This window comes from Actinosynnema sp. NPDC023794, assembly GCF_040639675.1.
Classification (GTDB): domain Bacteria; phylum Actinomycetota; class Actinomycetes; order Mycobacteriales; family Pseudonocardiaceae; genus Actinosynnema; species Actinosynnema luteola.
Genome location: NZ_JBFAFR010000015.1, coordinates 110,975 through 137,770 on the forward strand (window position 1 = coordinate 110,975; position 26,796 = coordinate 137,770).

Genomic DNA, 26,796 nt, shown 5'->3' on the forward strand with positions numbered 1-26,796 from the left:
GTCACCTGATCGTGGCGCGAGGCGGGGAGCAGGATGGGCCGGTGGACCGCACCCTGTCGCCCGGTGAGCTGCTGGATCCGCGGCACGAGGTGGTGCCGTTCCACGGGCGCGTGGACGAGTTGGCCGAACTGGCGCGGTGGCGGGACGGCGACGAGCCGTGCTCCGTCCTCCTCCTGCACGGTCCGGCGGGCGTCGGCAAGACCCGGTTGGCCGGGCACTTCGCGGCGGGCTCGGACGTCCTGGTCGTGGACGACGCGGACCTCGTGGACCACCTCGACCCGCGGCACCCCCGCGTGCTGCTGGTCGCCCGGACCACGGGCTGGTGGTGGTCCGCCCACCGGCAACGTGCCGCCGACCGGGGCTGCCGCACCGCGGACCTCGCCGTGACGGCCCACCCGGACGAGCACGAGACGTCCTTCGCCACCGCCTGCGCCCACTTCGCCTACGCCCTGGGCCTCCCTATCCCGACCACGCCACCGCCGGACGCGCCGACGCTGCACGACCTGCACCTGGCCGCCCTCACCGCCGTGCACGGCTCACCCGTCGAGCCGCCACCGACCGGCGGCCGGCTCGCGGAGGACGCGCTGGCCGTCACGCTGCTGGACGACCGGATCAGCCCCCACCGCACACCGGAAGCCCTGGAGCTCCTGCTCCGCGCCGCCGCACGCCTGCCGCACGCGCGCCGCCGCGCCGAGGAGCTGTTCACCACGGACCCGGACCTCGCGGACACCGCCACCGGCGCGACCCTGAGGATCCTCGCCGAGCGGCCCGCGCCGGCCAGGGCGATCGCGCGCCGCGTCTTCGACGACCCGCGCTTCCACGGCGACCCGCTGCCCGCCATCCTCACCCGGACCCTCGCGCGGGACGCCGAGGACCGGCTGGAACGGGCCGAGCTGCACGGCCTGCTGGCCGCCCGCGCGGCCCTGGCGTCGCTGCACGAGGAAGCCCTGACGGCGTCACGCGAGGAGGTCGCCCTCTACCGCGAACTGGCCGAAGAGGACCCGACCGAGCACCGCCCCGCGCTCGCGGACGCGTTGGGGGACTTGAGTTTGCGCTGCATAGCGGTAGGTCGGCCCGAGGACGCCCTGACCGCGTCCCAGGAAGCCGTGGCGCTGTGCCGCGTCGTCGCCGCCGAGGACCCCGACTGCACGCCGCAGCTCGCCGGCGCGCTCGACCGGCTGAGCAGGCGCTACGCCGCGCTCGGCCGCCGTGACGAGGCGTTGACCGCGATCGACGAGGCCGCCGACCTCTACCGCGACCTCGCGCAGGCCCACCCGAAGTTGTTCCGGGTGGACCTGGCGAAGGTCACCGACCAGCGGATCGGGCTAGCCCGTGGTGACCAGTGAGCGCAGGAAGAACGCCACGTTCGCCGGGCGCTCCGCCAGCCGCCGCATGAAGTAGCCGTACCACTGGTCGCCGTACGGCACGTAGACCCGCATGCGGTTGCCCGCGCCGGCGATGCGGCGCTGCTCGTCCGGCCGGATGCCGTAGAGCATCTGGTACTCGTAGGTGTCCGGCGACCGGTCCTTGGCCAGCTCGCCCGCGATCGTGATCAGCCGCGGGTCGTGCGAGGCGACCATCGGGTAGCCGTCGCCCGCCATCAACACCTTCAGGCACCGCACGTACGACCGGTCGACGTCCGCCTTGTCCTGGAACGCCACCGAAGCGGGCTCCCGGTACGCGCCCTTGCACAGCCGGACGCGCGACCCGGCGTGCGCCAGGTCCCGGCAGTCCTGCTCGGTCCGCTTCAGGTACGCCTGGAGCACCGCGCCGACCCACGGGAAGTCCACCCGCAGCTCGCGCAGGATGCCCAGGGTCGAGTCGGTGGTGGTGTGGTCCTCCATGTCGAGGGTGACCGTGGTGCCGACCGCGCCCGCCGCCGCGCAGATGCGGCGGGCGTTGTCCAACGCGATCTTCTCGCCGTCCACGGGCAGGAACTGGCCCACCGCGGACAGCTTCACGGACACCTCGGCGCGCTCGGTGTGCCCGGCGAGCTCCAGCCTGCGCAGCAGGTCCAGGTACGCCTCGACGGTGGCCGCGGCCTGCGCCGCGTCCCGGGTGTCCTCGCCGAGGTGGTCCAGCGTCACGTACCGGCCGTCGGCCAGCACCTCGCCGGTGGTGGCGACCGCCGCGGCCACGTCGTCGCCGGAGATGAAGCGCTTGACGACCGGCCGGGTCAGCGGCGTGCGTTCGACGAGCTCGCGGACGGCCCCGGATCGCGAGGCGGCGAGCAGCGCGGTGCGGAGCATGATCACCCCTGGTGCGGGTAGCGGTAGGAGGTCGGAGCCGCGAACGTCTCCTTGATCGAACGCGGGCTCACCCAGCGCAGCAGGTTGTGCACCGAGCCCGCCTTGTCGTTCGTGCCCGACGCCCGACCGCCGCCGAACGGCTGCTGGCCGACGACCGCGCCGGTCGGCTTGTCGTTGACGTAGAAGTTGCCCGCGGCGAACCGCAGCTCGTGCTGCGCGTGCACGACCGCGGCACGGTCCCGCGCGATGATCGCGCCGGTCAGCGCGTACGGCGCGGCGCTCTCCATCTGCCGCAGCACGGTGTCGTAGTCGGAGTCCTCGAACACGTGCACCGCCAGCACCGGCCCGAAGTACTCGGTGGTGAACACCTCGTGCTCCGGGTTGCTGCCCAGCAGGACGGTCGGCCGCACGAAGAAGCCCTCGGAGTCGTCCGCCGTGCCGCCCGCGACGACTTCCAGCTGGTCGTCCGCGTGCGCGGCCTTCAGCACGCCCGACAGCTTGTCGAACGAACGCCGGTCGATGACCGCGCCCATGAAGTTGGACAGGTCAGTGACGTCGCCCATGGTCAACGACTCGACGTCGGCCAGGAAGTCGTCCTTCACCCGGTTCCACACCGAGCGCGGCACGTAGGCGCGGGACGCGGCCGAGCACTTCTGGCCCTGGTACTCGAACGCGCCGCGGACCAGCGCGGTGCGCAGCACGTCCACGTCGGCCGACGGGTGCGCCAGCACGAAGTCCTTGCCGCCGGTCTCGCCCACGATCCGCGGGTACGACCGGTAGCCGGCGATGTTCGCGCCCACCTGGCCCCACAGGTGCTGGAACGTGCGGGTGGAGCCGGTGAAGTGGATGCCCGCGAGGTCCGGGTCGGCCAGCGCCACCTCGGACACGGCCAGGCCGTCACCGGGCAGCAGGTTGATCACGCCCGGCGGCAGGCCCGCCTCTTCGAGCAGCCGCATGGTCAGGTGCGCGGCGAAGCTCTGCGTCGGCGACGGCTTCCACAGCACCACGTTGCCCATCAGGGCGGGGGCGGTGGGCAGGTTGCCCGCGATGGCGGTGAAGTTGAACGGCGTGATCGCGTAGACGAAGCCCTCCAGCGGGCGGTGGTCCGTGCGGTTCCACACGCCGGTGGACGACTGCGGCTGCTCGGCGAGCAGCTGACGGCCGAAGGAGACGTTGAAGCGCCAGAAGTCGATCAGCTCGCACGCGGCGTCGATCTCGGCCTGGATCGCGGTCTTCGACTGGCCGAGCATGGTGGCCGCGTTGAGCGTGGCCCGCCACTTGGTCGCGAGCAGGTCGGCGGCGCGCAGCAGGATCGCGGCGCGGTCGTCGTAGGACATCGCGCGCCACGCGGGCGCGGCCTGCTTCGCGGCGGCGATGGCGTCCCGGGTGTCCTGTTGGGTGGCGCCGCGCAGCGTGCCGAGGACGGCGCGGTGGTTGTGCGGCTGCACGACGTCGAAGCGCTCGCCGCCGCCGGCCCGCTGCTCACCGCCGATGGTGAGGGTCAGCTCGGTGGGCTCCTTGGCCAGCTCGGCCAACTTCGCCTGCAGCTGCGCGCGCTCCGGGGTGCCGGGGGCGTAGCCGAGGACGGGCTCGTTCACCGGTGCGGGGACCGAGGTCACGGCATCCACAAGCAGCTCCTTCGCCACGGGGTTGGGGTTGACCCAACGGTAGGACTTCCAACCATGCGTCCCGTTGTCCACACGTCTAGGCTTGGCCACCCCTCGTTGTGGAACTGGACAAAGATGAGCCTGCGGCAGGTGTTGATCGCGCTCGGCGATCCGTTGGTCGAGGTGCAGGTCGCGCCGCACGGGCTGGAGGCCGACGTCCTCGACGTGGTCATCCTCGACCCCGACGACACGCCGGACGTGCGGCCCGGCGACCTCGCGCTCATCATCGGCGCCCGCGGACGGGCGGCGTCAGCGCTGGTCAGGGCCGCCGGCGCCGGGGGAGCGGTGGCCGTCGCGGTCAAGGTCGACGCGCCGTCGACCGTGCTGCGGCAGGCGGCGGCGGACGCGGGCGTGGCGCTGCTGGCCGTGCGGCCCGAGGTCCGCTGGGAACACCTCGAAGCGCTCGCCCGCGGCGTCGTGCGCAACGCCCGCGTGACGGCCGACGCGGGCGCGGGCGAGGTGCTCGGCGACCTGTTCGGCCTCGCCCAGACCATCGCCTCGCTGACCGGCGGCATCGTCAGCATCGAGGACACCGCCAGCCGCGTGCTGGCCTACTCCCGTTCCACGGACGAGGTCGACGAGCTGCGCAGGCTGTCGATCCTCGGCCGCCAGGGCCCGGAGCCCTACCTCAAGATGCTCCGCGAGTGGGGCGTCTACCAGCGCCTCCGCTCCGGTGAGGAGGTCGTCCGCATCGACGAGCGCCCCGAGCTGGGCATCCGCCGCCGCATCGCCGTCGGCATCCACGCGGGCACGCAGCCGCTGGGCACGATCTGGGTGCAGGAGGGCGACACGCCGCTGGCCGAGCAGGCCGAACGGGCCCTCCTCGGCGCGGCCCGCGTCACCGCCCTGCACCTGGTCCAGCAGCGCGAGCCCGCCGCCGCGTTCCGGGAGAACCTGCTCGCGTCCCTGCTCGACGGCCGGATGGACGCCGAGGCGATCGCCGAGCAGATCGGCGCGGACCCGGACAAGCCCGCCGCGGTCGTCGTCTTCGCGCTGCGCGGGCAGGAGCACACCGACCGCACGCAGCACGAGCTGCGCCGGGCCGAGATGACCAGCCTGATCTCGGTGCACGCCGCCGCGTACCGGCGCAGCGCGCTCGTCAGCCGGCAGAGCGGTCGCACGTACGCCCTGCTCACCGACCTGCCGCCGAAGGCGCCGCTGCTGACGCTGACCAAGGAGATCGTGGCCGCCGCGCGCAAGCACATGGGCCTGCGGGTGCAGGGCGCGATCGGCTCCACCGTGCCGACGGTGGACGAGGTGATCGTCTCCCGGGACGAGGCCGACCGCGTGCTCGACGCGATGTCGCGCGACCTCGACGCCGACGTGGCGACGCTCGAAGACGTCCGGTCCCAGGTGTTGATCAGTGAAACCCTCGCGCTTTTGGCCGACCACTCGCGCATCCGGGACCCGCGACTCGCGGAGCTCGATGGGGAACTGGCTCGTTCACTTTTGGTCTACTTGGACGAATTCGGTGACGTGAAACGCGCGGCCGCGCAACTGCACGTCCATCCGAACACGCTCCGGTACCGCCTCCGACGTGCAGCGGAGGTCGGCGGATTCGATCTCGACGACCCGCTGCTCCGGTTGTTCGCCCAGTTGCAACTCAGGCTGGGCTGAACCGGCGACCGGTCGCGACGTACCCTCCGGGAGTGAGCACCCAAGCCCGCGGCAGCGACTTCGCTGAATTGTCCAGGTTGGTCAAGCAGCAAGGTCTGCTGGACCGGCGCATCGGTTTCTACATCACGTTCCTGGTCGGAGTGCTGGCCGCCTTCGGCCTCACCGGGGTTGCGATGGTGCTGATCGGCGACTCTTGGTGGCAGCTTGTGCCGGCCGCCGTGCTCGCCGTCGTCTTCACCCAGATCGCGTTCCTCGGGCACGACGCCGGCCACCGGCAGGTGTTCGCGGAGCACAAGGCCAACCAGGCCATGGGCCTGCTGCTCGGCAACCTGCTGATCGGGGTCGGCTACGGCTGGTGGATGGGCAAGCACACCCGCCACCACGCCAACCCGAACCACGAGGACGAGGACCCGGACGTCGACATCGCCGTCCTCGCGTTCAGCGCCGAGCAGGCCGAGCGCAAGCGCGGCTTCTTCCGCTGGGTCGTCAAGCGCCAGGCGTACCTCTTCTTCCCGCTGCTGCTGCTCGAAGGCTTCAGCCTGCACGTCATCAGCGCCGCCGCCGCGGTGCGCCGGGACGTCAAGAGCTGGCGGCTGGAGGTCGCGCTGCTGACCGTGCACGTCGCGGTCTACCTGACCTCGGTGTTCCTGCTGATGTCCCCGCTGAAGGCGGTCGCGTTCATCGCGGTCCACCAGGGCCTGTTCGGCGTCTACATGGGCATCTCCTTCGCGCCCAACCACAAGGGCATGCCGGTGCTGCAGGCCGGCCACCAGCTCGACTTCCTGCGCAAGCAGGTGCTGACCTCCCGCAACGTCACCGGCGGCTGGTTCACCGACTTCCTGCTCGGCGGCCTGAACTACCAGATCGAGCACCACCTGTTCCCGAGCATGCCGCGACCGAACCTGCGCAAGGCGCAGGCCCTGGTCCGCGACTTCTGCCACCGGCAGTCGGTGTCCTACGCCGAGTGCGGCCTGTTCACGTCGTACGGGTACGTGCTGAAGTACCTGCACGAGGCGGGAGCTGAACTACGCGGTACAGGAACGCTCGCTCCAGCAGGGTCCAGGTAGTCGTCGTCACCAGGTAGACCCCGGCCGCCAGCGGCAGCACGGCGGCGATCAGCACGGTCCCGAACGGCAGGAGCCGCAGCAGCCCGGCGAACGGCGGCTGCGGCCCGCCGTTCCTCAGGGCCACGGCCGCCTGCCACCGCGACGTCGCGAAGGCGACCGCGGTGAGCACGGCGAACAGCGCCAGGAACACCGGCGTGTGCGCCCAGACGCCGAACCAGCTCGTGCCGAGCGGCACGCCGAGCAGCGTGCCGTCCAGCAGCGGGTTCGGCGTGGTGACCAGCCGGTACATCACCATGAAGAACGGCGCCTGCACCAGCGCGGGCAGGCAGCCGGCCAGCATCGACGTGCCGTTGGACCGGTAGAGCTCCAGGGTCTTCTCCTGGAGCTTCACCCGGTCCTTGCCGTACTTCTCGGACAGCTTGCGGACCTCGGGCGCCAACGCGGCGCGGGCTTTCTCACCGCGCACGGCGGCACGGCTGAGCGGGTGCATGAGCAGCCGCACGACGACGGTGAAGGCGACGATGGCCAAGGCGGGCGTGGCGAACGCGGCCAGGGCTGAGCCCAGGGCGTGGAACAAGGGGGAACTCCGTCCTCAGAGCAAGGGGAACTGCGGGCCTCAGGAGCTGAGGCCCAGTCCCGGAGCTCGAGGACGGGGACGGCCCGCCGCGTCGGGGTCGCGCAGCCGCAGGAACGCGGCGCGCAGTGATTTCTCGCGGATCGACAGCGATCGCACCCAGGCGGGCGCGGCCTGCACCACCGGCGTGGCGGTGAGCAGCAGCACGACCAGGGCCACGGCCGTCACGGCGGCCAGCACCTCGGTGGGCGTGCTCAGCAGGGTGAGGGCGTAGAGGGCCGGCAGGTACAGCGCCAACAGCAGCCGCAGCCTGGCCATTCCCCACCTCCCCCGGATCTCAGTCCACTCTACCCACGAGGGCGGGCCGCGCGGGGTGGTCGTAGCGCACCGTCACATCGGCGTGCGGCTCGTAGGAGGTGTACGCGGGCAGCGTCCACCGCCACTCGTCGGACAACTGCCGTTCGAGCGCGCCCGGCGACAGCCGCAGGTGCAGGGTCAGCTCCGCGGGCAGCCACTTGTCCAGCAGCACGGTGCCGTCGAGCAGCAGCACCCCGCCCGCGCCGAGCGTCACGTACTCGGCCCGGTGCGCCCGGTCCGTGGCCGCGTTCCACAACGCCGGCAGCACCCGCCCCGACCCGCCGGGGTCGAGCGGCTCCAGCACCTCGCGCAGCAACCCGCCCACGTCCAGCCACGAGTCGCGGAACGAGTCGGGATCCTCGTGCCCGTACTCCAGCCGCACGGACGCGGGCCGCAGGAAGTCCCACGCCGACACCCGCAGCACCGGACGTCCCAGCGCGCGCAGCGGCTCCACCAGGGCGTCCGCCAGCGCGCCCGGCTCGGTCGGCACGGCGCCGTCGATCAACACCCGTGCCCACGTCGTGCGCGGCAACGCGTCGACACGCCCGACCAACTCGTCCACGAGGGTCTGCGGCGAGAGCGGGACGACCTTCACGGCAGCGGGTGGTCCTCCCAGCCGGCGGGCAGCACCGGGACCGGCCAGTCCGGGTCCGGCTCCCACGCGCCCCACGCCGGGTCCCACCACGTCGTGCCGGCCGTCAGCATCTCCTCGACCTCCTTGGCGGTGCGCCGGATCCGCTCGGCCTCGGCGGCGTCGTACTTGCCGTCCGCGACCATCTCCTCGAACTCGTCGCGGTCCAGCTCCTGCCAGTCGCCCTCGACCGGCACCCAGAAGTCCACCGCGTGGTCGAGCGTGTCGAAGCCGAGCGCGGTGCGGCGGAACGGCTCCTGGAGGTTGAGGTAGAAGCCCGCGAACCGGCGGTCGTCACCCCGCCAGTACAGGTCGACCGAGTAGGCGTCGCCGGGCCGGTGCAGCTGGAGCTTGCCGATGCCCTTCCATCGCGTGCGGCCCAACTCCTGCCAGTGGTGGGTGCGCGGGTGCGGGTAGAAGCCGAACTCGGTGCCCGGCGCGGTGAACACCACGAGCAGGTCGGGCCCGTCCTCGACGACCCGGGTCGGCGTGACCGCCCACGGCTCGCCGTGCAACACCTCGCGGCGCAACGCCACGTCCCCCGGCTGGAAGTACCCCATGTGATCAGGCTAGTGCCGCGTTGAACCGCGCCGCCTCCGGCGACGCGACCTCGCGTGTGCGCTACCCCAGCGCTCGCCGCAACCTCGTGGCTGCCACTGCGCGGCGCGGGTCCGTGCGGGGCAGCAGGCGGACCAGGCGTTCCAGCACCGTCACGTCCTCCGCGACCAGGCCGAACGCCCACAGCGCCTCGACGTCCCCGCGCTCCAGCACGCCCCGGCGCAACGCCGCCGCCAGGTCTTCCCGCTCCTCGCACACCACCGGCGCCTCGGACCGGGGCAGCAGCTCGCCCCGGTACGCCGCCGCGGCCGTGCCCACGTCACCGGCGCGCAGCGCGTCACGCACCGCCAGGAAGTCGCCGCGCACGTCCGCCGACAGCCGGTACGGCCTGGTCAGCAGCACCGCGCCCAGCTGGGCGCGCAGCCGGTGCAGTTCGGCCCGCACGGTCGTCGGGTTGCCGCGCTCGCCGTACAGGTGCAGCGCCAACCGCTCCGCCGTCAGCCCGCGCGGGTGCAGCGCGAGCGCCGTCAGCAGCTCCGCGTGCCGCAACGACAGCGGCAGCGCCCGCCCGTCCAGCGACCCCTTCGGATCACCCAGGAACCGCAGCGACAGCACGGGTCTTCGCGTGCCCCGTCGTGGCACCCGGAGCAGGTACCCCTCGTCCAACGGCTCCAGGAGCGCTTCCCGTCCATCGGGCAGCCGCACGGTCTCGCCGGTCACGTCCACGCGCGCCTCCAGCAGGCCGTGCGGTTCGGCGGCCAGCACCCGGCCGCTCGGGCTCAGCAACGCGCCGGGCTCGCCGCGCAAGCCGATCAGGTGCCGCATGTTCACCGACCGCAGCCGCTCGTCCCGGGTCGCCGACCGCGCCCGCAACTGGCCCTCGGCCAACCGGGCGGCGGCGGACACGAGGGCGACCAGCGCCGGGTGCGTGCTGCTCACCGGCCCGCTCACGTCCACCACGCCGATCGTGCGGCCGGTGTCCGGGTCGCGCACCGGGCTCGCCGCGCACGTCCACCCGTGGTAGGTCCGCACCAGGTGCTCGGCGGAGTGCACCGTCACCGGCTTGCCCACCGCGAGCGCCGTCCCCATCGCGTTCGTGCCGATGGCGTCCTCGGCCCAGCACGCGCCTTCGATCAGCCGCACCCGTTCGGCCAGGAAGCGCACGGGGTTGGTGCCCTCGCACCACAGGATGTTGCCGTCCGCGTCGGTGACGATCATGACGTGCTGCGCCTCGTCGGCGAAGCCCAGCAACGTCTCGCGCAGCACCGGCAGCGCCGCCGCGATCGGGTGCGTGCCGCGCCGGTCGACCACCTCGGCCGGGTCGAGCACCACGGGCGGCTCGTGCCGGTCCGGGTCGACGCGCGCGGCCAGCGAACGCCGCCACGACTCCAGGATCAGCTCACGCGCCTCGTGCGCCCGGCCTCCGCCCAGCACCGCCTCGTGCACGTGCGCGAGCCGTCGCGGGTCCGGTTGCATGGGCGCCTCCCCGACCAGGATGACCCGCCCGCGCCGGTCGCGGCAAGCGAAACGCTGATCCGTTCGGGTGCAACGCGGTTGCAACGTCGTGCGTCCGACGCTGCTGCCCCACGACCAACGCGAGGAGGGGGCGGACATGGCGAGGTACGCGGCGCCGGGCGCGCAGGGCAGCGTGGTGTCGTACCGGGACCGGTACGAGCACTTCATCGGGGGCGAGTACGTGCCGCCGGCCGAGGGCGGCTACTTCGCCGACCACACCCCCGTCACCGGCGAGGTGTTCACCGAGGTGGCCCGGGGCTCCGCCGGGGACCTGGACCGGGCGTTGGACGCCGCGCACGGCGCGGCCCGCCGGTGGGGCCGCACGTCGGCCGCCGAACGGGCGAACGTGCTCAACGAGATCGCCGACCGGGTCGAGGACCACCTCGACGCGCTCGCGGTGGCCGAGACCTGGGAGACCGGCAAGCCGATCGGAGAGGCGCTGGCCGCCGACCTGCCGTCGGTGGTCGACCGCTTCCGCCACTTCGCGGGCGTGATCAGAGCCCAGGAGGGCGGCATCTCGCGGCCCGGCGAGGGCCTGACGGCCTACCACTTCCCGGAGCCGCTCGGCGTGGTCGGCCAGGTCGTCCCGTGGCACCGGCCGCTGCTCATGGCGGCGGAGAGGCTCGCGCCCGCGTTGGCGGCGGGCAACGCGGTGGTGCTCAAGCCCGCCGAGCAGACGCCCGCGTCGATCCACGTGCTGGTGGGCCTGATCGCCGACCTGCTGCCGCCCGGCGTGGTCAACGTCGTGAACGGGCTGACCCGCGGGTCGTCGGAGACCGGCAGGCACCCGCACGTCTTCTTCGCCGACGTGGCCGCGCACCGCGACGCGTTCTACGACAAGGCGTTGCGTGGCGTCACCACCTTCGCCCTCGACCAGGCGCTGGTGCAGAGCGCGGTCTACGACCGGTTCCTCGCCGACGTCACCGAGCGCGCCGCGGCGATCCGGCCCGGCCACCCGCTCGACACCGCGACCACCATCGGTGCGCTGACCAGTCGCGAGCAGGTGGACGAGTTCGTGGGGCGCGTCGAGACCGCCAAGCGGGAAGGCGCCCGGCTCGTCCGCGGTGGCGAGCGCGCCGACCTGCGCGGCGAGCTGGCCGGCGGGTACTACGTCACGCCGACGATCCTGGAGGGTCGGACGGGCCTCGACGGGACCGACGTCGGCGGCCCGGTCGTGTCGCTGACCAGGTTCGACGACCTCGACGACGCGGTGAAGGCGGCGAACGAGACCGCGCGCGGCGTCGGCGCGGGCGTCTGGTCCAGGGACACCGCCGTGGCCGACCGCGTCGCACGGCGGATCCACGCCCGCCGCGTGTGGCTGAACACGTTCCGCTCCGACATCGGCGGCCCCGCCGCGATCGACCACTACCAGCAGACCAAGACCGTCCTGGTGGAGAAGCCGTGGTGAGGGAGGCGACGCCCGGGCCGCCTCCCCCGACCGGGCACTACTTCCAGGGCACCTGCGGCGACGGGTAGTAGTTCACGCCCATCACGTCCCACCGGTCGGCCTGCGCCGCCAGCCGGACCTTGAACCGGTCCCAGTCGTGCGTCGACCACGGCGACCAGCCCAGCTCCGCGATCGCGGGCAGGCGCGGGAACGCCAGGAACTCCAGGTCGGCGGTGTTGGTGATGGTCTCGCTCCACAGCGGCGCCTCGACACCGCGCACCGCCTCGGCCGGCAGGCCCTCGATGTACGCGCCGGGGTTCCAGTCGTACGCGTCCTGCACGTCGGTGTACCCGGCCCAGCTCAACCCGAGCCGGGTGTCGGCGTCGTACTTCATGTCCAGGTACGCCTTGGTCGCGGGCGAGAGCACGATCTCGCTGCCACGCGCGGCGGCCTCGACCATGTCCGGCGCGACCGTCTTCGTGCCCCAGAACTGCGGCACCGCCGACGCGGGCGGACCGGCCTTCACGAACTCGTGCCAGCCGGTCGCGGTCTTGCCGTGCTCTGCCACCAGCGGCAGCACCTTGTCCATGAACAGGTCGAAGTCCGGGTCGGTGGTGGCGTGCGCCTCGTCGCCGCCGATGTGGAGGTACTCGCCCGGCGTCAACGCGGCGAGCTCGCGCAGCACGTCGTCCACGAACCGGTAGGTGATGTCCTTGTCGATGCACAGGGAGCTGAAGCCGACCTCGATGCCGGTGTAGAGCGGCGGCGCGACGCCGTCGCAGTTCAGCTCCGGGTACGACGAGAGCGCGGCGTTGGTGTGGCCCGGCATGTCGATCTCCGGGATCACCGTGATGTGCCGTGCGGCGGCGTAGGCCACCAGGTCCTGGTACTGCTCCTGGGTGTAGAAGCCGCCGGGACCGCCGCCCACCTCCGTGCTGCCGCCGTGCGCGGTGAGGTTGGGCCAGCTCTTGATCTCCAGCCGCCAGCCCTGGTCGTCGGTCAGGTGCAGGTGCAGCCGGTTGACCTTGTAGAGCGCGATCTGGTCGATGTACCGCTTGACCTCGTCGACGGAGAAGAAGTGCCGGGCCACGTCGAGCATCGCGCCCCGGTGGGCGTAGCGCGGGTAGTCCAGCACCCGGCCCCCGGCCGCGGTCCACGGCCCGGGCTGCTTGGTCTTCGCCTCCACCTTCGCGGGCAGGAGCTGCCGGAACGTCTGCACGCCCGCGAACAGGCCCGCCGCCGTCCGGGCCCGGATCAGCACGCCCCGCTTCGTGACGTCGAGCTGGTAGCCCTCGGCGCCGACGCGGGCGTCGGCGCCGACGAGCAGCAGCGAGATGTGCCGGCCGGACGCGCCGGGCGCCACGGGCAGGCGGTAGCCGGTCGACGGGCGCAGCACGCCCGCGAGGAACTCGCCGACCTCCTTCGCGCCGGCCGAGCCGGGGTGGGTGTAGATCCTGGTGTCCGCGCTGAGCGTGAACGTCACGCCCGGCCGCGGGGTGACAGTGACGGGAGCGGGCACGATGTGCTGCAACGGCGTCTCCGGAGCTGCTTGGGCGGGAACCGCCGCGCCCACCGCGCCCACGAACAGCAGCGCGACGAGCGCTCGACCGAACCCGCGCCGTCCGGCGCCTTCTGTGAGAAGCACTGACGTCCTCCTGGCCGGCGTGGATCACCGAGCGGCGGCTCACGCCACCGTTTCAGCCGCGCCAGGACGTGTCAAGGTCCAGACCAATTACCGCAGCTTCGGCTTGCCGAGACCGCGCCACGCGGCGGGGAACCGGTCCTCCACGCGTTGCGCCGCGGCCGTCTCCAGACCGTGCAGCACACCGAACGTGAAGCCGTTCCCCCCGTCGAGCTGCGCCTTCGCGCCGAGCTCGCGCAGCACCGGCCGCGCCAGCACGCCGTCCTGGTGCTCGCCGAGCAGTTCCTGGACCGCCTTGACCTTCTTGCGGTACACCTTGGCCCGCTTGCCGATCCGCGGTTCGGACACCTCCACCGCGTACCGCAGCCGTTTGGCCGCCTTGCGCGCCTCGTGCAGCTCGACGTCGTCGTGCGCGCCCTCGGCCCGCTTCGCCAGCCTGCGGTAGGTCTTGTCGACCAGGTCGGGCAGCGCCTTCGCGGCCTTGGCGTCCGCCGCCGGCGTGAACGGCGGTTCGGCGATCAGCGCGTCGACCGCGTCGAGCAGGGCGAAGTACCGCTCGCTGTCCAACGCCGCCACGGCCGCCTCGTGCGCCGCGGCCTCCAACGGCGCGAAGTGCCGGGTGAGCTGGGCGCGCACCGGGCCGAGCACCAACTCATCGTCGAGTCCGGCGACGTGGTCTTCGAAGCGCGTGCGCAGCACTTCGAGATCGCGGGCCTCGCCGAGCACGCCCGCGAGCCACTTCAGCTCGTCGGTCAGCTGACGCGTGTCGTCGCGTTCCACGATCGTGCCGAACGCCTGGAGCGCGCTGCGCATCCGACGCGTCGCCACCCGCATCTGGTGCACGGCGTCGTCCTCACCCCGGCGCACCCTGGGGTCCTGCTGCTTCAACGCGTCGGCCTGCTCGCGCAGGTACGCCAGCACCACGTCACCGGCGGACTTGTCCGACGTGGTCGGCGGCGTGGTGGTGGCGATCCGGTCGGCCAGCAGGCGGCCCAGCTTCGCCGACGACGTGGACCGGGTGATGCCCGAGTCCGCCAGCCGTGCCTCGACCCGGTCCAGGAGCGCGACGTCACCGCGTTCGCCCAGCTCGACCTCGATCTCGCGCCACGAGTCGACCAGCGAGTCGTCGGCCAGGGACTGCCCGGAGACCAGGTCCTCGACCACCTCGGTGAGCAGGCGGCCCTTGTCGTCCACGAGCTGCCAGCGCTGCCGCGTGGTCTGGATGCGTGCGACGGGCGACAACTCCTGGCCGCGCGCGTGCACCTGGACCAGCGAGCCGAGCTGCTTGGGCGGGTGCTTGGCGGCGCGGCCGGGCGGCAACCGCACCTCTTCGCGCGTGTCCACGCCCGCCGGCAGCTTCAGGTGCCAGCCCGCGTCGTCACCGCCCGTGCGGCGGCGCAACGTCAACCCGGCGCGGGCGAGCCTCAGGTCGGCGGTGTCGTAGTAGACCGCTTCCAGGCGTTGTTCCTCCGGTCCCGCCACGGCCGCCACACCGGGCAGGTCGGCCAGGTCCGGCAGCGCGGCGCCACCGGGGGCCTCGTACTTGCGTTCCGTCTCGTGCACCGACCTCGACATGTACCAGGCATACACCGTTTGGTGCGGGTTCATGCTGTTGTCACGGTGTGTGATCGAACGTTAACCAGGCCGGGGGTTTGTGTCGGCCCGTACGCGTGGTTTTCCGGTTCTGTCCCTGGACACGGCCTCCCGGTGCGGTTGGCTGGTTCGCGTGCCCACTGAGAAGGAACGGCTCGACGAGGTCGAGCCGACCGTCGCTGATCTCGTCGCCACCACCCAGGCGCTGACGGCCGAGCTCGGTCGGGTGAGCGCGCGCCTGCACGTGCTGGAGCGCAGGCTGTCCGGCGCCGGTTCGGGCCCGGACGAGGACCTCGACTCGACCGAGGGCATCGCCGACACGGTGAACGCGCTGCGCGCCGCGTGGGACGCCGAGCAGGAGCTGCTGGCCGACTCCGTCCGCGCCGACCTGCGGGCCGAGGTCGCCGAGTACGAGTCGCTGGCGCAGCAGCGGGACGCCGGGCTGGCCAAGCTCTCGGCCGGCCGCATGCCGCGCTTCGAGCGCGACGCGTTGCAGCACGAGGTGCAGAACCTGGAGTGGCGGGTCAACGCGCAGGAGGCGGGCGCGAGGGCCGCCTCCCACCGGCTGGCCGCCGACCTGCTCGCCGCCGAGGAGCCGTGGCGCGCGGAGGCCGTCGTGGCGGGGGAGAAGGCGCGCCAGGAAGTCCTGGACATCGCCCGCCGCCGCCTGAACCGCGCCCTGGCCGCCGACACCCGCCTGCCACTGTGGTTCCGCGTCGGCCTCGGCGAGATCACCACCCCCGACCCGTCCCGCTGGGTCGAGGCCGCCGTGGCCCTGGTCGCCTACCGCCTCGAGTACGGCGTCGCGGATCCGATCTCACCACTGGGCGAGATCCCCTCGGCCACCTCCGGCTTCGCCGCCTGGGTCCGCCGGGCCGAGGCGTACACGGACATCGTCGACCAGCTCGAGTCCCTGCGCCCCTGAGCCCCGCGCGAGTCGTCCACGGCCGGCCGTCGACGCCGCGGTCTCGTCAGTCCCTCGTGGCAGGATCAAAACCGGGGATCCCCGGGGCGGGGACCCCCGCGAAGCATTGCCGCGCCCTCAGCACGTCTTGAGCATCGCGGCCAACGCGTCGCGCTCCGCCTCGTCCACCGTCAGCTCGTACAGCGTCTTCACCGACACCACGGCCCGCGCGTACGTGCACCAGTACGCCTGGACCGGGGGCTTCCACTTGGCCGCGTCCTGGTCGCCCTTGGACCGGTTGCTGGCCGCCGTCACCGCGATCAGCTGCAACCCGCCGAGGTCGTTGGCGAACTTCTCCCGCTGCTCGTCGGTCCACTTGTCCGCGCCCGAACGCCACGCCTCGGCCAACGCCACCGTGTGGTCGATGTCGAGCTCACCCGCGTCGGTCACGACCTTGCCGTCGTAGACGCTGGTCCAGGTCCCCGAGGTGATCTTGCAGCGGTCACCGGTCTGCACGTCCGCGCCCTGCCGCTGCAACACCACGTCCCGCGTGTCGCACCCGTCGCCCTGGCCGCTCCAGTGCGGGAACCGGTCGCGGCTGTAGCCCGTCATCTTCCCCTCGGGCGCCAAGGTCAACGCCGCCAACTGCGCCGCCGGGTCGTCGCCGGGCGAAGCCGGACCCGTCGGCACGGGGGCGGTGGTGGGGGTGTTCGGAGCGAGGATGTCGGCGCCGCAGCCGGCGATGACCATGAGGAGCACCAGGACACCGCTGACAACCGCTGTCGACCGCTTGCCGCTCATGCACCCCATGATCAGCGATGATCGCGCCGAGCGGAACACCGCGGCCGAAATCGTCCGGAATAATCCCGAACCGTGCGCCGCATTCGACAGTCGTTCGACGTGCTCGTGCCGGCCTCGGTCGCGGTGCTCGTCGCATTCGTGGTGGTCGGGACGTCCACCTCCACCACCGCGATCACGGTGTCCGCCGCGCTGATCGCGGTGGTGTCCGGCGCCGCGCTGTGGTGGCGACGCCGCAATCCCGTGCCGGTCATGGGGATCGCGCTGGTCGGCGGCCTGGTCGTGCAACTCGTCGCGCCGATGACGGTCTTCCCGCTCGCCGCGCTCGTCGCCATGGGCTCGCTGGCCGCCGCGCGTCCACCGAAGTCCTCCTTGCCCGCCTTGGTCTTGCTGCTCGGCGTGATCTCGCTGAACTTCCGCACGACGACCCCCGAGGACACCCAGTTCGTGATGGCCGTCGCCGTGGTCGTCGCGGCGGTGGGGGAAGCCGTGCGCAGTCGCCGGGTCGCGTTGGCGCAAGCGGCGCAACGGGCGGTCGGCGAGGAACAAGCCCGCATCGCCCGGGAACTGCACGACGTCATCGCGCACGGCGTCTCGGTGATCGTGGTGCAGGCCGCGGCGGCGGACGACGTGTTCGACCGACGACCCGACCGCGCCAGGGAGGCGTTGCGCTCGATCGACGCGACGGGCCGGGCGACTCTCGAAGAGTTGCGCAAGGTCCTCGGCGCCGTGCGACCGGAGGAACGCCCGGGCCTGGACCGGCTGGCCGACCTCGTGGAACCGCTGCGCGCCGCCGGCCTGCACGTCGAGGTGAACCGGGAACCCGTGCCGCTGCCCGCCGGCGTGGACCTGTCGGCCTACCGGATCGTGCAGGAAGCCCTCACCAACACCCTCCGCCACGCCCGCGCCGGCCGTGCGGAAGTGGTGGTGCGCAACGATTCCGGCGTGCTCGAACTGGAAGTGCGCGACGACGGCCGAGGCGGCGTGCCCGCCTTCGGGCGCGGCATCACCGGCATGCGCGAACGCGCCGCGCTCCTCGGCGGCACGGTCGACGCGGGCCCGCTGCCCGACGGCGGTTTCCGCGTGCGCGCCCGCCTCCCGCTGGCGGTGACCGCGTGATCCGCGTCCTCGTCGCCGACGACCAGGCGTTGGTGCGCGCCGGTTTCCGCATGATCCTGGAAGCACGCGAGGACCTCGACGTCGTCGGCGAGGCGGCGGACGGCGTCGAAGCGGTGGACCTCACCGCGTCCCTGGAGCCGGACGTCGTCCTGATGGACGTCCGGATGCCCACCGTGGACGGACTGGAGGCGACCCGTCGCATCGTCACCTCCGGCAGTCCAGCCCGCGTCCTGGTCCTCACCACCTACGACGTGGACGACTCCGTCTACGCGGCCCTGCGCGCCGGCGCGAGCGGCTTCCTGCTCAAAGACGTGCGGCCACCCGAACTGGTCGAAGCCGTCCGCGTGGTCGCGCGCGGCGACGCCCTCCTCGCGCCTTCGGTGACCCGCCGCCTGCTGGACCGCTTCGTGGACACCTTCCCGGCGCCGTCCCCCCGCGCGCTGGAGGCGTTGACCAGCCGTGAGATCGAAGTGCTCCGCTTGGTCTCACTGGCCCTCTCGAACGCCGAGATCGCCGAGCACCTCGTCCTCACCGAGGCCACGATCAAGACGCACGTGTCCGCCATCCTGCGCAAACTGGGCCTCCGCGACCGCGTCCAAGCCGTCGTCCTGGCCTACGAAGTAGGACTCGTCCGCCCGCGCTCGGTCTGAAGGCGGAGGCCGGACACCGTTCTCAAGCCCGATGTGCCGAGCCCGAGGCGCTCCTAGCGTTCCACCGCATGTCCCGCAACGTCCGCGCCGCCTTGATCCTGTTCCTCCTCGCGCCCCTGATCGGCGAGTACGTCCTGGGCAACCTCCCGTTGTCCGAGATCGGCGCGCTCATCGTCCTCGCGCCGATGTACGGCGGGGGAGCGCTGCTGATCCGCGAGGTCGTCCGGCGCACCGGTCGGGGCTGGCCGACCATCCTCACCCTCGGCCTGGCCTACGGCGTGCTGGAAGCCGGTCTGCTGGACCAGTCGCTCTTCAACCCGGCGTTCGAGGAGTACCAGTTCCAGGCCGTCACACCGATCCCGGTCCTGGGGATCAGCGCGCTGAACGGCTACTCGTTCGTCGTCGGCCACGCCGTCTGGAGCATCGGCGTGCCGATCGCCCTGGTCGAGTCACTGGCCTGGCGTCGACGCACCACACCGTGGCTCGGCAAGACCGGCTTGGTCGTCCTCGCGCTCGTCTTCCTCGCCGGCTCCGCCCTCGTCTTCCGGATCCTCCTCGCCCAAGAGGACTTCATGGCCACGCCGGCTCAACGCCTCGGCGCCACCCTCGTCGTCGTGGCGCTGATCGCCATCGCCTTCCTGATCCGACCGCGCGCCACCACCGACCGACCCGTGCCCCGCCCGGGCACCCTCGGCTTCGGCGCGTTCCTGGTGTCCTCGATCTTCGTCGCCGTCCCCGAGGACTGGACCGGCTTCGGCCTCAAGATCGCCCTCACGATCATCGCCGCCACCGCGTTGACCTGGTGGGGCCGAAGCACGACCTGGGGCGCCGCCCACCGGTTCGCGGTGGCGGCCGGCGCCCTGGTCACCTACACGTGGCTGGGCTGGATCCTGGTGGAGAAGTCGCCCGGGCCCCTCATCGCCCACGCCGTCCTGATCGTCCTCACCTGGGCTTTCCTGTTCGTCGTGCGCCAGGCTTCGCTCAGGGTCGACTCGTGAGGTACCCGCCCATGTGCGTGAAGTACTCCGTCGCCCCCAGCTCGACGCCGTCCTCCGTCCGCACGCGCTTGACCAGCAGGGCGTGGTTGCGGCCGCGTCGAGCCTCCGCGCCCGCGACGATCGCGACGCCGTCGCCCTCGCGGTAGAAGATCCGACCGGGCGTGCCGCCGTAGCGCTCCTTGGACACCTCGGCCTCCACGATCTCCAGCCGCTTGCCCTTGTGGAACGCGAACGCGCTCGGATACGGCGCGCACTGCGCGCGCACCAGCCGGTCCAGCTCCTCCGCACCCCACGTCCAGTCGATGCGCAGGTCCTCCTCCGCGCGCTTGTGGAAGAAGCTGGCCTTCGACCGGTCCTGCTTGGTGAAGTCCGTGCGGCCCTTGGCGATCTCGGCCAGGCCGTCCACGGTGATCGGCCCGAACAGCTCCAGCGTCTTGTGGAACAGGTCCGCCGTCGTGTCGCGCGGGCCGACGGGGACGGCGCGCTGGAGCACGATGTCGCCGGCGTCCAGGGTGTCGTCCATCATGTGCGCGGTGACGCCGACCTCCTTCTCGCCGTTGATGAGGGCCCAGATCAACGGCGAGAAGCCCGCGTAGGCGGGGAGCAGCGAGTCGTGCACGTTCAGCGTGCCGTGCTTGGGGAGGGTGAAGATGTGCGGCGGGATCCACGTGCGCCAGTTCGTGGCGACGATGACGTCCGGCTCGACTTCCTTGAGGCGCTGGAACAACTCGTCGTCGTCAGGCCGGTTGCGGATGATCGTCTCGACGCCGTGCTCGGCGGCCAGGTCCGCGACCGAGTCGCTCCAGATGCGCTCGTAGGCGTGGTCGCTCTTGGGGTGCGTGACGACCAGCACCACCTCGTGCTCGGAGTCCAGCAGCGCCTGGAGCGTGCGGTGACCCCAGGTCTGGTAGCCGAACATGACGACCCGCATGGAGCTCCTCCTTGGATAGGCTCGCCTAAGTTATCCAACCCTAACCTAAGTGCTCGTGGGCTAGCCTTTGCGGGTGATCCTTGACCTCAAGGTGGTGGGCGGGCGGGTCGTGACCATGGACCCGGCCCGGCCGGTGGCGTCGGTGATCGGTGTCTGGGCGGGGAGGGTCGTCGGCCTGGACGACGACGTCGCCGACCTGCCCGCGCGCCGCGTGGTCGACCTCGACGGCGCGGTCGTCCTGCCGGGTTTCGTGGACGCCCACAACCACCTCGCGTGGGCCGGACGTGCGGCGAGGACACCGGACGTCTCCTCCTGCAGGACCGTCGCGCAGGTCCTGGACGTCCTGCGCGACGCGCCGCGCGCCTCGGGCTGGGTCGAAGCGGCGGGCTACGACCACCGCGCCCTCGACCGGCCGCTGACCTCGCGCGACCTTGACCTGATCGGGCCGCGCGTCTACGTGCAGGACCTCTCCGGCCACGCGTGCGTCGTCAGCAGCGACGTGCTCGCCGTGCTCCCCGCCTCGGCCTTGCGCGACGCCCGACGTGACGCGACCGGCGCCCCGACCGGCTTCCTCGCCGAAGCCGCCCAGACCGCCGTGCGTGCTCTACGACTCCCGTACTCGTTGGACGACATCGCCACCGACGTCGAGTCCGGCGCGAACCAGTGCCTGCGGGAAGGCGTGGTGCTGGCCGCCGAAGCCGGCGTCGGCGGCGGCCTGATCGGCAGCAGCCCGTTGGAGGTCGAGGCCTACCAACGCGCCACCCTGCCCATCCGCATCCAACTGATGGTCTCCGCCGACCGCCTGGAACCGGTGGCCGCCCACGCCGACGACGGCATCCGCCGCGCCGTGCCCCTCGGCCTCCGAACGGGCCTGGGCGACGACCGCCTCTCCATCGGCCCGCTCAAGCTGTGGACCGACGGCGGCATGATGGCCCGCACAGCGGCGTTGACCTCGCCGTACGAGGGCATGGGCACATCGGGCCAACTGCAGGACGACCCGGACCTCATGCGCGCCGCGATCGTCGACGGCCACACGGCCGGCTGGCAACTGGCGGTCCACGCCATCGGCGACCGCGCGGTCGACTTCGCCCTCGACGCCCTCTCCGAAGCCCGACAAACCCTTCCCCGCCCGAACGCCAGGCACCGAATCGAGCACTGCGGCCTGGTCCGCCCGGAGCAACTGGCCCGCATCGCCGAACTGGACGTCATCCCGGTGATCCAGCCGACCTTCCTGTGGGCCTACGGCGACGACTACGCCAAGATCATGGGCCCGGAACGCTCACCCTGGATGTACCGGGGCAAGTCCTTCCTCGACCACGGAATCGTCCTGGCCGGCAGCTCGGACCGCCCGGTGGCCGACGGCAAACCACTGCGCGCCATCCAGTTCATGGCCGAACGAAGGTCCAAAGAGGGCAACCCCATCGGCCCGGACGAGGCGATCACCGTCCAACAAGCGCTCGCCGCCTACACCATCGGCGCCGCCTACGCCTGCCGCCGGGAAAACGCGCTCGGCACCATCACCCCGGGCAAGCTCGCGGACTTCGCCATCCTCGAAGCCAATCCCCTGACCACCGACATCTCCAAGATCGGCGACATCAAGATCGCCGCCACCGTCATCGGCGGCCACTTCACCCACAACCCCGCCACCTTCTCCGCCTAACCCGCCACCGCACAACGGCCCGAATCCCCGCTGCACCACGACGAACCCGCAGCGGACCCACCTAGGCCCGATCTGACATGGGTTCGGGTGCCATGGGCTGGACGAAGCCGGGCAGGCTTGGCGGGTGCTCTTCCCGCCATGCCTGCCCGGCTTTAGCCTGCCTGGGGTGCCCGTAAGGGCCCCATCACATTGAGCCGGACTCGACCCAGAGCAGCCGCCCCAACCCAGAGCCGAACTCGACCCCGAGCAGCCGACCCGAACCGCACCGGCTCGACCTAAGCGCTCATCCTCCAATGGACCACGTACCCAGCCGCCTCCGCCGCGATCAACGCGTCCAACTTCGCCAGGTTCGTCCGCCGCGACATCCGGAACGCCCGCCCCCGCCGCGCGTCCAACACCAACGGCACGACCTCCGGCGTCGCGCCCGGCAACGTGTCGGGCATCGCCTGCTGCAGGATCCGCAACCCGATGTTGGCCGCCTCCTGCGTCATCGGCGCTTCCTTGACGTACACCAACACCGCCGCCCGCGACCCGTCCGGCATCCGCAACCCCAGGTGCGGCCGAACCCGCAACGCCAGGTCACCCGTTCGCCACTTGGCCGCCGACGTGGGCACACCGGTCGCCCTGGTCGACCGCAACCACGGCAGGAACCCCTCCCTCAGCTCCTCGAACGCCCGAGGCTGCCCGGCCCGAGGCTGCCGATGCGCCGCCTCGACCGCCTTGTCCAACTCCGCCGCCGGGTCGGGCGAGTTGGCCGCCCGCCGCATGGCGTCCCGCATCGGGTTGTAGAACCCGGCCACCCACTGCTCGGACGACAGGTAGATGCGCCGCTGCTCGGACACGATGCTGATCCGGCCACGCTGACCGCTCATGACGTACTCGGTGAAGGACAGGGCGGTGACGCTGATCGGCTCCACGACAAGCTCCCCTCGCACGCGCTCGAACTCGTGTTCGATTCTACCGAGGGGGTCCGACAATCCGGGGCCCGCGAACGGGGTATCCGCAGGTAGCACGCGATCGGCCTAGTCTCGAAGGCAGGCGCCCCCGCCACCCCCACCACGCGACCGGACACCACGCGACCGCCCACACCACGCCGACGCCTAAGCTGCCGGCCGGGGGAAGGAGCAATCCGTGGGTGAACGACCGGACATCGACCTGACCAGACCGAGCGCGGCCCGGGTGTACGACTACTACCTCGGCGGCGCGCACAACTTCGCCGTCGACCGCGAGATGGCCGAGCAGGCGATCTCGATGTGGCCGGAACTGCCGCTGATCATGCAGGCCAACCGGGCGTTCCTGCGCCGCGCCGTCCAGTTCTGCGTGAGCCGGGGCGTGACCCAGTTCCTCGACCTCGGCTCCGGCATCCCGACCGTGGGCAACGTCCACGAGGTCGCCCGCGAAGCCGACCCCGCCGCCCGCGTGGTCTACGTCGACAACGACCCGATCGCGGTGACGTACAGCCGAACGATCCTCGGCGACGACCCGCAGACGACCGTCGTCCAGGAGGACCTCCGCCACCCGGACGAGGTGCTCGCCGACCCGGTGGTCGCCCGCACGCTCGACTTCGACCAGCCGGTCGCGGTGATGACGGTCGCGGTGCTGCACTTCGTCCAGGACGACCCGGCGAAGATCATCGCCGCCTACCGGGACGCCGTGCCGCCGGGCAGCTACCTGGTCATCTCGCACGCCACCCACGACGGCCAGGACACCCAGGCCGACGACCACACCGACCTGTACCGGCGGCGCACCGCCACCCCGATGACGATGCGCTCCAAGTCCGAGGTCGAGGCGCTCTTCCAGGGCTACGAGCTGGTCGAGCCGGGCGTCGTGCACCTCCCGCTGTGGCGTCCCGCCTCGCCGGAAGACGTCGACGAGCACCCGGAGCGCTTCGCCGGCCTCGCCGCCGTGGGCCGCAAACTCTGACCCCACCCACCATCCCCTCGCCTCCCCACGAGTTCGCACCTTCGAGTGATCGAGCCCCACCGGCCAACATCGCTGTTGTAGTTTTGTGACCTGGCAGGCGCGGCTGCCACTGAGGCTCCTCCTGACCCGGATGGAGTGGGTGCCTCCAGAGCGCGTTCGAACGAACGCGTCCCGCGTGTCCGCCTCTTCCCGGGGTTCGGCGCCAGTGCGTTCGCGCGTCCGCGTGTTCGTGTTCGTGCGCTCGCGCGTTGTCGAGCCCGGTGGCGTCGACCGGGCGGCGTCCGCGGAGGTTCCTCGTGTCGACAAGCTCTCTGGCCAAGCGCTACTGGTGCACCGGCGAGACACCGAACATGGTGCGCAGGCAACGCGGCGGCGCCCAGCCCGACTCCCTCGTGCCCAGCGCCTGCCTGCCGGGCCAACGCCGGTTCGAGGCGTCGCTCCTGGCGGCGGCCAACCGCGCGATGGCGGGCATGCGCCGCCGTGGCCACTCCCTGCGGCCGACGTCCCTGGTGAGCCGCGTGCGGCCGGACGCGAAGGTGCTCGGCCTGCGGGTCCACGACGCCGCGCTGGACCAGCTCCTGACCGAAGCGCTCCCGGTCGTCGCCGGCGACCGGGTCCGCGGCGTGCCCGGACTGCGCGCCCACCCCCGGCGCGATCACCTCGACCTGCGTTCCCCGGACGGCGAAGTGCGCCTCCTCGGCGTGACGCGGGAACGCTGGCGTCGAGCCGTCGCCACCGGCCTGCCGGTCGACCTGGCCCTGACCGACCGCCTCGACCCGCGGGAGTCCCAACCACCACCCGACCTGCCCGCCGACCTGATGAGCGGCGTGCTCCGCCGGCTGCCGCTGTGGCGCGGCGCCGCCTGGCTGGACGGCGTCGTCGTCGGCGACGTGCTGGAGCTGTACTGGCGAGGCGGCCCGCCGAGCGAGTCGGTCGCCGCGATCCTGGCCGGTTCCACGTGCGGCATCCCCGCGTCGGCGGCCGTCCCGTACCGCTTCCGCAACGGCGTCCACGGCGTGGCCCTGTCCGCCGCCGACCCGCGAGCCGTGGCGAAGCCGGCCGAACCGGAGTGGGCCTGGGCCGAGTGGACCGCCGCCACCGCGCCCGGCCCCGCCGTGGCCGAACGCGCGGTGCGCCCCGCCGTCCACCCGCGCCCCGACCTGCCCGACCTGTGGGAGCAGCACGAGATGCGGGAGGCCTTGGCGTTGCGCGACATCACCACCGTCTACCGGCTCCTGACGCGCCACGGCGTGCCGCGCGACCGGATCGCCGCGCTGACCGGCCAACCGGGTCACGACGTCGACCGAATCCTCTCCGGGGCCAAGGTCGAGTCCTACGACACCCTGACCGACATCGCCAACGGCCTCGGCATCCCACGGGGCTACATGGGCCTGGCGCACGACGAGCAGACCGGCCCCGAACCCTTGTGCGACTGCGCGAACCTGGACGAACGCACGAAACGCGACCGCTTCCTGGCCCACGCCGCCCTCGTGACCGTCGGCACCTCCACCACCTGGGGCTGCCAAGCCCCCAGCTGCCGCTCCGCCCGCCCCGCCTGACCCCACGCCGATCAGGAAGGTGCCGGCGACGTCCAGGTCGGCCACCACGGAGAACCGGCTCGCGGACCAGTCGTTCCGGCAATGCGTTCCCCCGCGGATCGCGCCGCATCCCCCGGTGTGCGAGGCGTTATCGTGCTCACGTGCGGTTCGACGTGCTCGGTCCACTGGCCGTCTGGACGGATGCGGGCGCGGTGCCCGGCGTGAAGGTGCGCACGCTGTTGGCCGACCTCGTCGAGCACCGCGGCGACCTGATCCCGGCCGCCGGGCTACCTGCTCGGCGTGCCTGATCTCCCTCATCCGAAAGAAGTCCGAGAGGAGCAACGACCGTGAACGCCAAGGAGCCCGCCTCCGCGCAGGTGCTGGGCGCCGACGGGGGCAGGCCGGCGCCGTGGCCGGAGGCGCGTGAGCGGCTGGCCGGGTCGCAGTCGTACTGGACCGCGACGAACCACCCGGGCGGGCAGCCGCACCTGCGGCCCGTGCTCGCGGTCTGGGTGGACGAGGCGCTGTACCTCTCGTCGGACCCGACCGCCCGCAAGAGCCGCAACCTCGAGGTCGACGCCCACTGCTCGGTCGCGACGTCCTGCGACGACCTGGACCTGGTCGTCGAGGGGAAGGCCGAGCGGGTCACCGACCCGCAGCGGCTCCAGGACGTCGCCGCCGCGTACGAGGCGAAGTACGGCTGGCCGGTGACCGTCGATGGCACCGCGTTCACCGCCCCCTACGCGGCGCCGACCGCGGGCGAGGGCCCCTTCGTCGTCTACGAGGTCGAGCCGGTCACCGTGTTCGGCTTTCCGACCAGCGACAAGTTCGCGCCCACCCGCTGGCGCTTCTGACGGCGGCGATCACCGGGGAACGATCACGGACACCCACCGACGACCGGGTCCACCATCACGGGCCCGGCACGTCCCGGCCTTGGGCACGGTCCGGCCCGGCCGTGGCGTAGATCCGGATCGCTTGGGCGACGTGCTCGGCCGCCCGGCGCGCGAGGACGGCGAACAGGAACGCGCACAGCGCGAGCTCGTGGTGGCGGGTGTCGAGCGGCCCCGTTCACCGCCCGCCGAGTGCGGCGAACGCCGCCGCCGGGAACCGCCATTCCGGCGCATGGAGGCCAGCAGGCGCGGCGGTGGACGTGTTCGGTGATGGTCTCGCGCGGCGGTCGACCATCCGGGGGGTGAGCGGTCGACCGCCGCGCCCCGCAGGCTCACCGGAGGGGGGAGGCCGGTGAGCGTCAGCGGGTCGGGGATCAATCTACAACCACTTGCTCCTAGAAAACAACCTTTCACCCCAATTTCAGGACTACCGCTGGTAGGGCGTACACGGGGCCACCAAGCGGACGTACGACGACGGATGTGTGCCACCGCAAGCTGCCGCCGCGCGGGTGTACGAGCTGACCGACC

Annotated in this window: 25 protein-coding genes; 13 read left to right on the plus strand and 12 right to left on the minus strand. The window is 72.2% G+C overall.

Annotation, left to right across the window (positions count from 1 at the left end; all coding sequences use genetic code 11):
- Positions 1 to 41: 41 nt before the first annotated feature.
- Positions 42 to 1,346 (plus strand): hypothetical protein, encoded by a 1,305-nt coding sequence (locus tag AB0H12_RS27420; protein ID WP_499626541.1) that lies wholly within the window; start codon positions 42 to 44, stop codon positions 1,344 to 1,346.
- Here AB0H12_RS27420 and AB0H12_RS27425 read toward each other — a convergent pair.
- Together AB0H12_RS27425 and pruA are read right to left on the minus strand one after the other, a co-directional pair.
- Complete coding sequence (locus tag AB0H12_RS27425; RefSeq protein WP_499626543.1) at positions 1,326 to 2,249, minus strand: proline dehydrogenase family protein; 924 nt, start codon at positions 2,247 to 2,249, stop codon at positions 1,326 to 1,328. The two genes, AB0H12_RS27420 and AB0H12_RS27425, sit on opposite strands and share 21 nt — an antisense overlap.
- Before the next feature lie 2 nt (positions 2,250 to 2,251).
- Positions 2,252 to 3,877, minus strand: coding sequence for an L-glutamate gamma-semialdehyde dehydrogenase (pruA, locus tag AB0H12_RS27430; RefSeq protein ID WP_499626545.1), 1,626 nt, complete (start codon positions 3,875 to 3,877; stop codon positions 2,252 to 2,254).
- Positions 3,878 to 3,991: 114 nt separating this feature from the next.
- Here pruA and AB0H12_RS27435 point away from each other — a divergent pair, with 114 nt between their 5' ends.
- Together AB0H12_RS27435 and AB0H12_RS27440 are read left to right on the plus strand one after the other, a co-directional pair.
- Complete coding sequence (locus tag AB0H12_RS27435; RefSeq protein ID WP_499626547.1) at positions 3,992 to 5,533, plus strand: PucR family transcriptional regulator; 1,542 nt, start codon at positions 3,992 to 3,994, stop codon at positions 5,531 to 5,533.
- A gap of 32 nt (positions 5,534 to 5,565) precedes the next feature.
- A complete protein-coding gene (locus AB0H12_RS27440) occupies positions 5,566 to 6,600 on the plus strand; it encodes a fatty acid desaturase family protein (RefSeq protein WP_499626548.1) in 1,035 nt (344 codons plus the stop codon).
- On the opposite strand, the gene AB0H12_RS27445 is transcribed toward AB0H12_RS27440, so the two are convergent.
- From AB0H12_RS27445 to AB0H12_RS27465, 5 genes are all read right to left on the minus strand, one after another.
- Complete coding sequence (locus AB0H12_RS27445) at positions 6,509 to 7,177, minus strand: YidC/Oxa1 family membrane protein insertase (RefSeq protein ID WP_499626550.1); 669 nt, start codon at positions 7,175 to 7,177, stop codon at positions 6,509 to 6,511. The genes AB0H12_RS27440 and AB0H12_RS27445 overlap by 92 nt on opposite strands.
- Before the next feature lie 39 nt (positions 7,178 to 7,216).
- Entirely contained in the window at positions 7,217 to 7,492 is a 276-nt protein-coding gene (locus tag AB0H12_RS27450; protein ID WP_230565970.1) for a DUF6412 domain-containing protein, read from the minus strand.
- Positions 7,493 to 7,511: 19 nt separating this feature from the next.
- Positions 7,512 to 8,126, minus strand: a complete 615-nt coding sequence (locus tag AB0H12_RS27455; protein WP_499626552.1) for a nucleoside/nucleotide kinase family protein — start codon at positions 8,124 to 8,126, stop codon at positions 7,512 to 7,514.
- The gene (locus AB0H12_RS27460; protein ID WP_499626554.1) at positions 8,123 to 8,722 is read right to left on the minus strand and encodes a DUF402 domain-containing protein; all 600 of its coding nucleotides are present in this window, start codon (positions 8,720 to 8,722) and stop codon (positions 8,123 to 8,125) included. Before AB0H12_RS27460 ends, AB0H12_RS27455 begins: the two co-directional genes overlap by 4 nt.
- 61 nt (positions 8,723 to 8,783) lie before the next feature.
- Positions 8,784 to 10,196: a GAF domain-containing protein gene (locus tag AB0H12_RS27465; protein WP_499626556.1), complete on the minus strand. Its 1,413-nt coding sequence runs from the start codon at positions 10,194 to 10,196 to the stop codon at positions 8,784 to 8,786.
- A 136-nt stretch (positions 10,197 to 10,332) separates the two neighbouring features.
- Here AB0H12_RS27465 and AB0H12_RS27470 point away from each other — a divergent pair, with 136 nt between their 5' ends.
- The gene (locus AB0H12_RS27470) at positions 10,333 to 11,643 is read left to right on the plus strand and encodes an aldehyde dehydrogenase family protein (protein WP_499626557.1); all 1,311 of its coding nucleotides are present in this window, start codon (positions 10,333 to 10,335) and stop codon (positions 11,641 to 11,643) included.
- Positions 11,644 to 11,680: 37 nt separating this feature from the next.
- Here AB0H12_RS27470 and AB0H12_RS27475 read toward each other — a convergent pair whose 3' ends face one another.
- Complete coding sequence (locus tag AB0H12_RS27475; protein WP_499626559.1) at positions 11,681 to 13,267, minus strand: beta-N-acetylhexosaminidase; 1,587 nt, start codon at positions 13,265 to 13,267, stop codon at positions 11,681 to 11,683.
- Positions 13,268 to 13,354: 87 nt separating this feature from the next.
- Entirely contained in the window at positions 13,355 to 14,839 is a 1,485-nt protein-coding gene (locus AB0H12_RS27480) for a CYTH and CHAD domain-containing protein (RefSeq protein WP_499626561.1), read from the minus strand.
- A 151-nt stretch (positions 14,840 to 14,990) separates the two neighbouring features.
- On the opposite strand from AB0H12_RS27480, the gene AB0H12_RS27485 reads away from it, so the two are divergent.
- The gene (locus tag AB0H12_RS27485) at positions 14,991 to 15,782 is read left to right on the plus strand and encodes a hypothetical protein (protein WP_499626563.1); all 792 of its coding nucleotides are present in this window, start codon (positions 14,991 to 14,993) and stop codon (positions 15,780 to 15,782) included.
- A gap of 117 nt (positions 15,783 to 15,899) precedes the next feature.
- On the opposite strand, the gene AB0H12_RS27490 is transcribed toward AB0H12_RS27485, so the two are convergent.
- Positions 15,900 to 16,562 (minus strand): HNH endonuclease family protein, encoded by a 663-nt coding sequence (locus AB0H12_RS27490; protein ID WP_499626565.1) that lies wholly within the window; start codon positions 16,560 to 16,562, stop codon positions 15,900 to 15,902.
- A 72-nt stretch (positions 16,563 to 16,634) separates the two neighbouring features.
- On the opposite strand from AB0H12_RS27490, the gene AB0H12_RS27495 reads away from it, so the two are divergent.
- The 3 genes from AB0H12_RS27495 to AB0H12_RS27505 all read left to right on the plus strand — a co-directional run bounded on the left by AB0H12_RS27495 (position 16,635) and on the right by AB0H12_RS27505 (position 19,326).
- Complete coding sequence (locus AB0H12_RS27495; RefSeq protein WP_499626567.1) at positions 16,635 to 17,678, plus strand: sensor histidine kinase; 1,044 nt, start codon at positions 16,635 to 16,637, stop codon at positions 17,676 to 17,678.
- Entirely contained in the window at positions 17,675 to 18,328 is a 654-nt protein-coding gene (locus AB0H12_RS27500; RefSeq protein ID WP_499626569.1) for a response regulator, read from the plus strand. Before AB0H12_RS27495 ends, AB0H12_RS27500 begins: the two co-directional genes overlap by 4 nt.
- Positions 18,329 to 18,396: 68 nt before the next feature.
- Positions 18,397 to 19,326, plus strand: coding sequence for an AF_0692 family protein (locus tag AB0H12_RS27505; protein ID WP_499626571.1), 930 nt, complete (start codon positions 18,397 to 18,399; stop codon positions 19,324 to 19,326).
- Here the strand turns inward: AB0H12_RS27505 and AB0H12_RS27510 are convergent.
- The gene (locus AB0H12_RS27510; protein WP_499626573.1) at positions 19,310 to 20,257 is read right to left on the minus strand and encodes a methionyl-tRNA formyltransferase; all 948 of its coding nucleotides are present in this window, start codon (positions 20,255 to 20,257) and stop codon (positions 19,310 to 19,312) included. The genes AB0H12_RS27505 and AB0H12_RS27510 overlap by 17 nt on opposite strands.
- A gap of 73 nt (positions 20,258 to 20,330) precedes the next feature.
- Between AB0H12_RS27510 and AB0H12_RS27515 the strand changes: the two genes are divergently transcribed.
- Positions 20,331 to 21,917 (plus strand): amidohydrolase, encoded by a 1,587-nt coding sequence (locus tag AB0H12_RS27515; RefSeq protein WP_499626574.1) that lies wholly within the window; start codon positions 20,331 to 20,333, stop codon positions 21,915 to 21,917.
- A gap of 275 nt (positions 21,918 to 22,192) precedes the next feature.
- On the opposite strand, the gene AB0H12_RS27520 is transcribed toward AB0H12_RS27515, so the two are convergent.
- Positions 22,193 to 22,834, minus strand: a complete 642-nt coding sequence (locus tag AB0H12_RS27520) for a hypothetical protein (protein ID WP_230565957.1) — start codon at positions 22,832 to 22,834, stop codon at positions 22,193 to 22,195.
- Positions 22,835 to 23,048: 214 nt separating this feature from the next.
- On the opposite strand from AB0H12_RS27520, the gene AB0H12_RS27525 reads away from it, so the two are divergent.
- The 4 genes from AB0H12_RS27525 to AB0H12_RS27540 all read left to right on the plus strand — a co-directional run bounded on the left by AB0H12_RS27525 (position 23,049) and on the right by AB0H12_RS27540 (position 26,232).
- Positions 23,049 to 23,840: an SAM-dependent methyltransferase gene (locus AB0H12_RS27525; protein ID WP_499626577.1), complete on the plus strand. Its 792-nt coding sequence runs from the start codon at positions 23,049 to 23,051 to the stop codon at positions 23,838 to 23,840.
- Between the two features lie 296 nt (positions 23,841 to 24,136).
- Positions 24,137 to 25,399 (plus strand): hypothetical protein, encoded by a 1,263-nt coding sequence (locus tag AB0H12_RS27530; RefSeq protein ID WP_499626578.1) that lies wholly within the window; start codon positions 24,137 to 24,139, stop codon positions 25,397 to 25,399.
- A 140-nt stretch (positions 25,400 to 25,539) separates the two neighbouring features.
- A complete protein-coding gene (locus tag AB0H12_RS27535; RefSeq protein ID WP_499626579.1) occupies positions 25,540 to 25,686 on the plus strand; it encodes a hypothetical protein in 147 nt (48 codons plus the stop codon).
- A gap of 39 nt (positions 25,687 to 25,725) precedes the next feature.
- Entirely contained in the window at positions 25,726 to 26,232 is a 507-nt protein-coding gene (locus AB0H12_RS27540; RefSeq protein ID WP_499626580.1) for a pyridoxamine 5'-phosphate oxidase family protein, read from the plus strand.
- Positions 26,233 to 26,796: the final 564 nt, after the last annotated feature.

What these genes read in the sequence shown, in the direction of transcription:
- AB0H12_RS27480 (WP_499626561.1), bottom strand. Translation starts at nt 14,839, where the DNA reads ATGTCGAGGTCGGTGCACGAGACGGAACGCAAGTACGAGGCCCCCGGT.
- AB0H12_RS27460 (WP_499626554.1), bottom strand. Translation starts at nt 8,722, where the DNA reads ATGGGGTACTTCCAGCCGGGGGACGTGGCGTTGCGCCGCGAGGTGTTG.
- AB0H12_RS27450 (WP_230565970.1), bottom strand. Translation starts at nt 7,492, where the DNA reads ATGGCCAGGCTGCGGCTGCTGTTGGCGCTGTACCTGCCGGCCCTCTAC.
- AB0H12_RS27510 (WP_499626573.1), bottom strand. Translation starts at nt 20,257, where the DNA reads ATGCGGGTCGTCATGTTCGGCTACCAGACCTGGGGTCACCGCACGCTC.
- AB0H12_RS27470 (WP_499626557.1), top strand. Translation starts at nt 10,333, where the DNA reads ATGGCGAGGTACGCGGCGCCGGGCGCGCAGGGCAGCGTGGTGTCGTAC.
- AB0H12_RS27425 (WP_499626543.1), bottom strand. Translation starts at nt 2,249, where the DNA reads ATGCTCCGCACCGCGCTGCTCGCCGCCTCGCGATCCGGGGCCGTCCGC.
- AB0H12_RS27465 (WP_499626556.1), bottom strand. Translation starts at nt 10,196, where the DNA reads ATGCAACCGGACCCGCGACGGCTCGCGCACGTGCACGAGGCGGTGCTG.
- AB0H12_RS27505 (WP_499626571.1), top strand. Translation starts at nt 18,397, where the DNA reads ATGTCCCGCAACGTCCGCGCCGCCTTGATCCTGTTCCTCCTCGCGCCC.
- AB0H12_RS27435 (WP_499626547.1), top strand. Translation starts at nt 3,992, where the DNA reads ATGAGCCTGCGGCAGGTGTTGATCGCGCTCGGCGATCCGTTGGTCGAG.
- AB0H12_RS27490 (WP_499626565.1), bottom strand. Translation starts at nt 16,562, where the DNA reads ATGAGCGGCAAGCGGTCGACAGCGGTTGTCAGCGGTGTCCTGGTGCTC.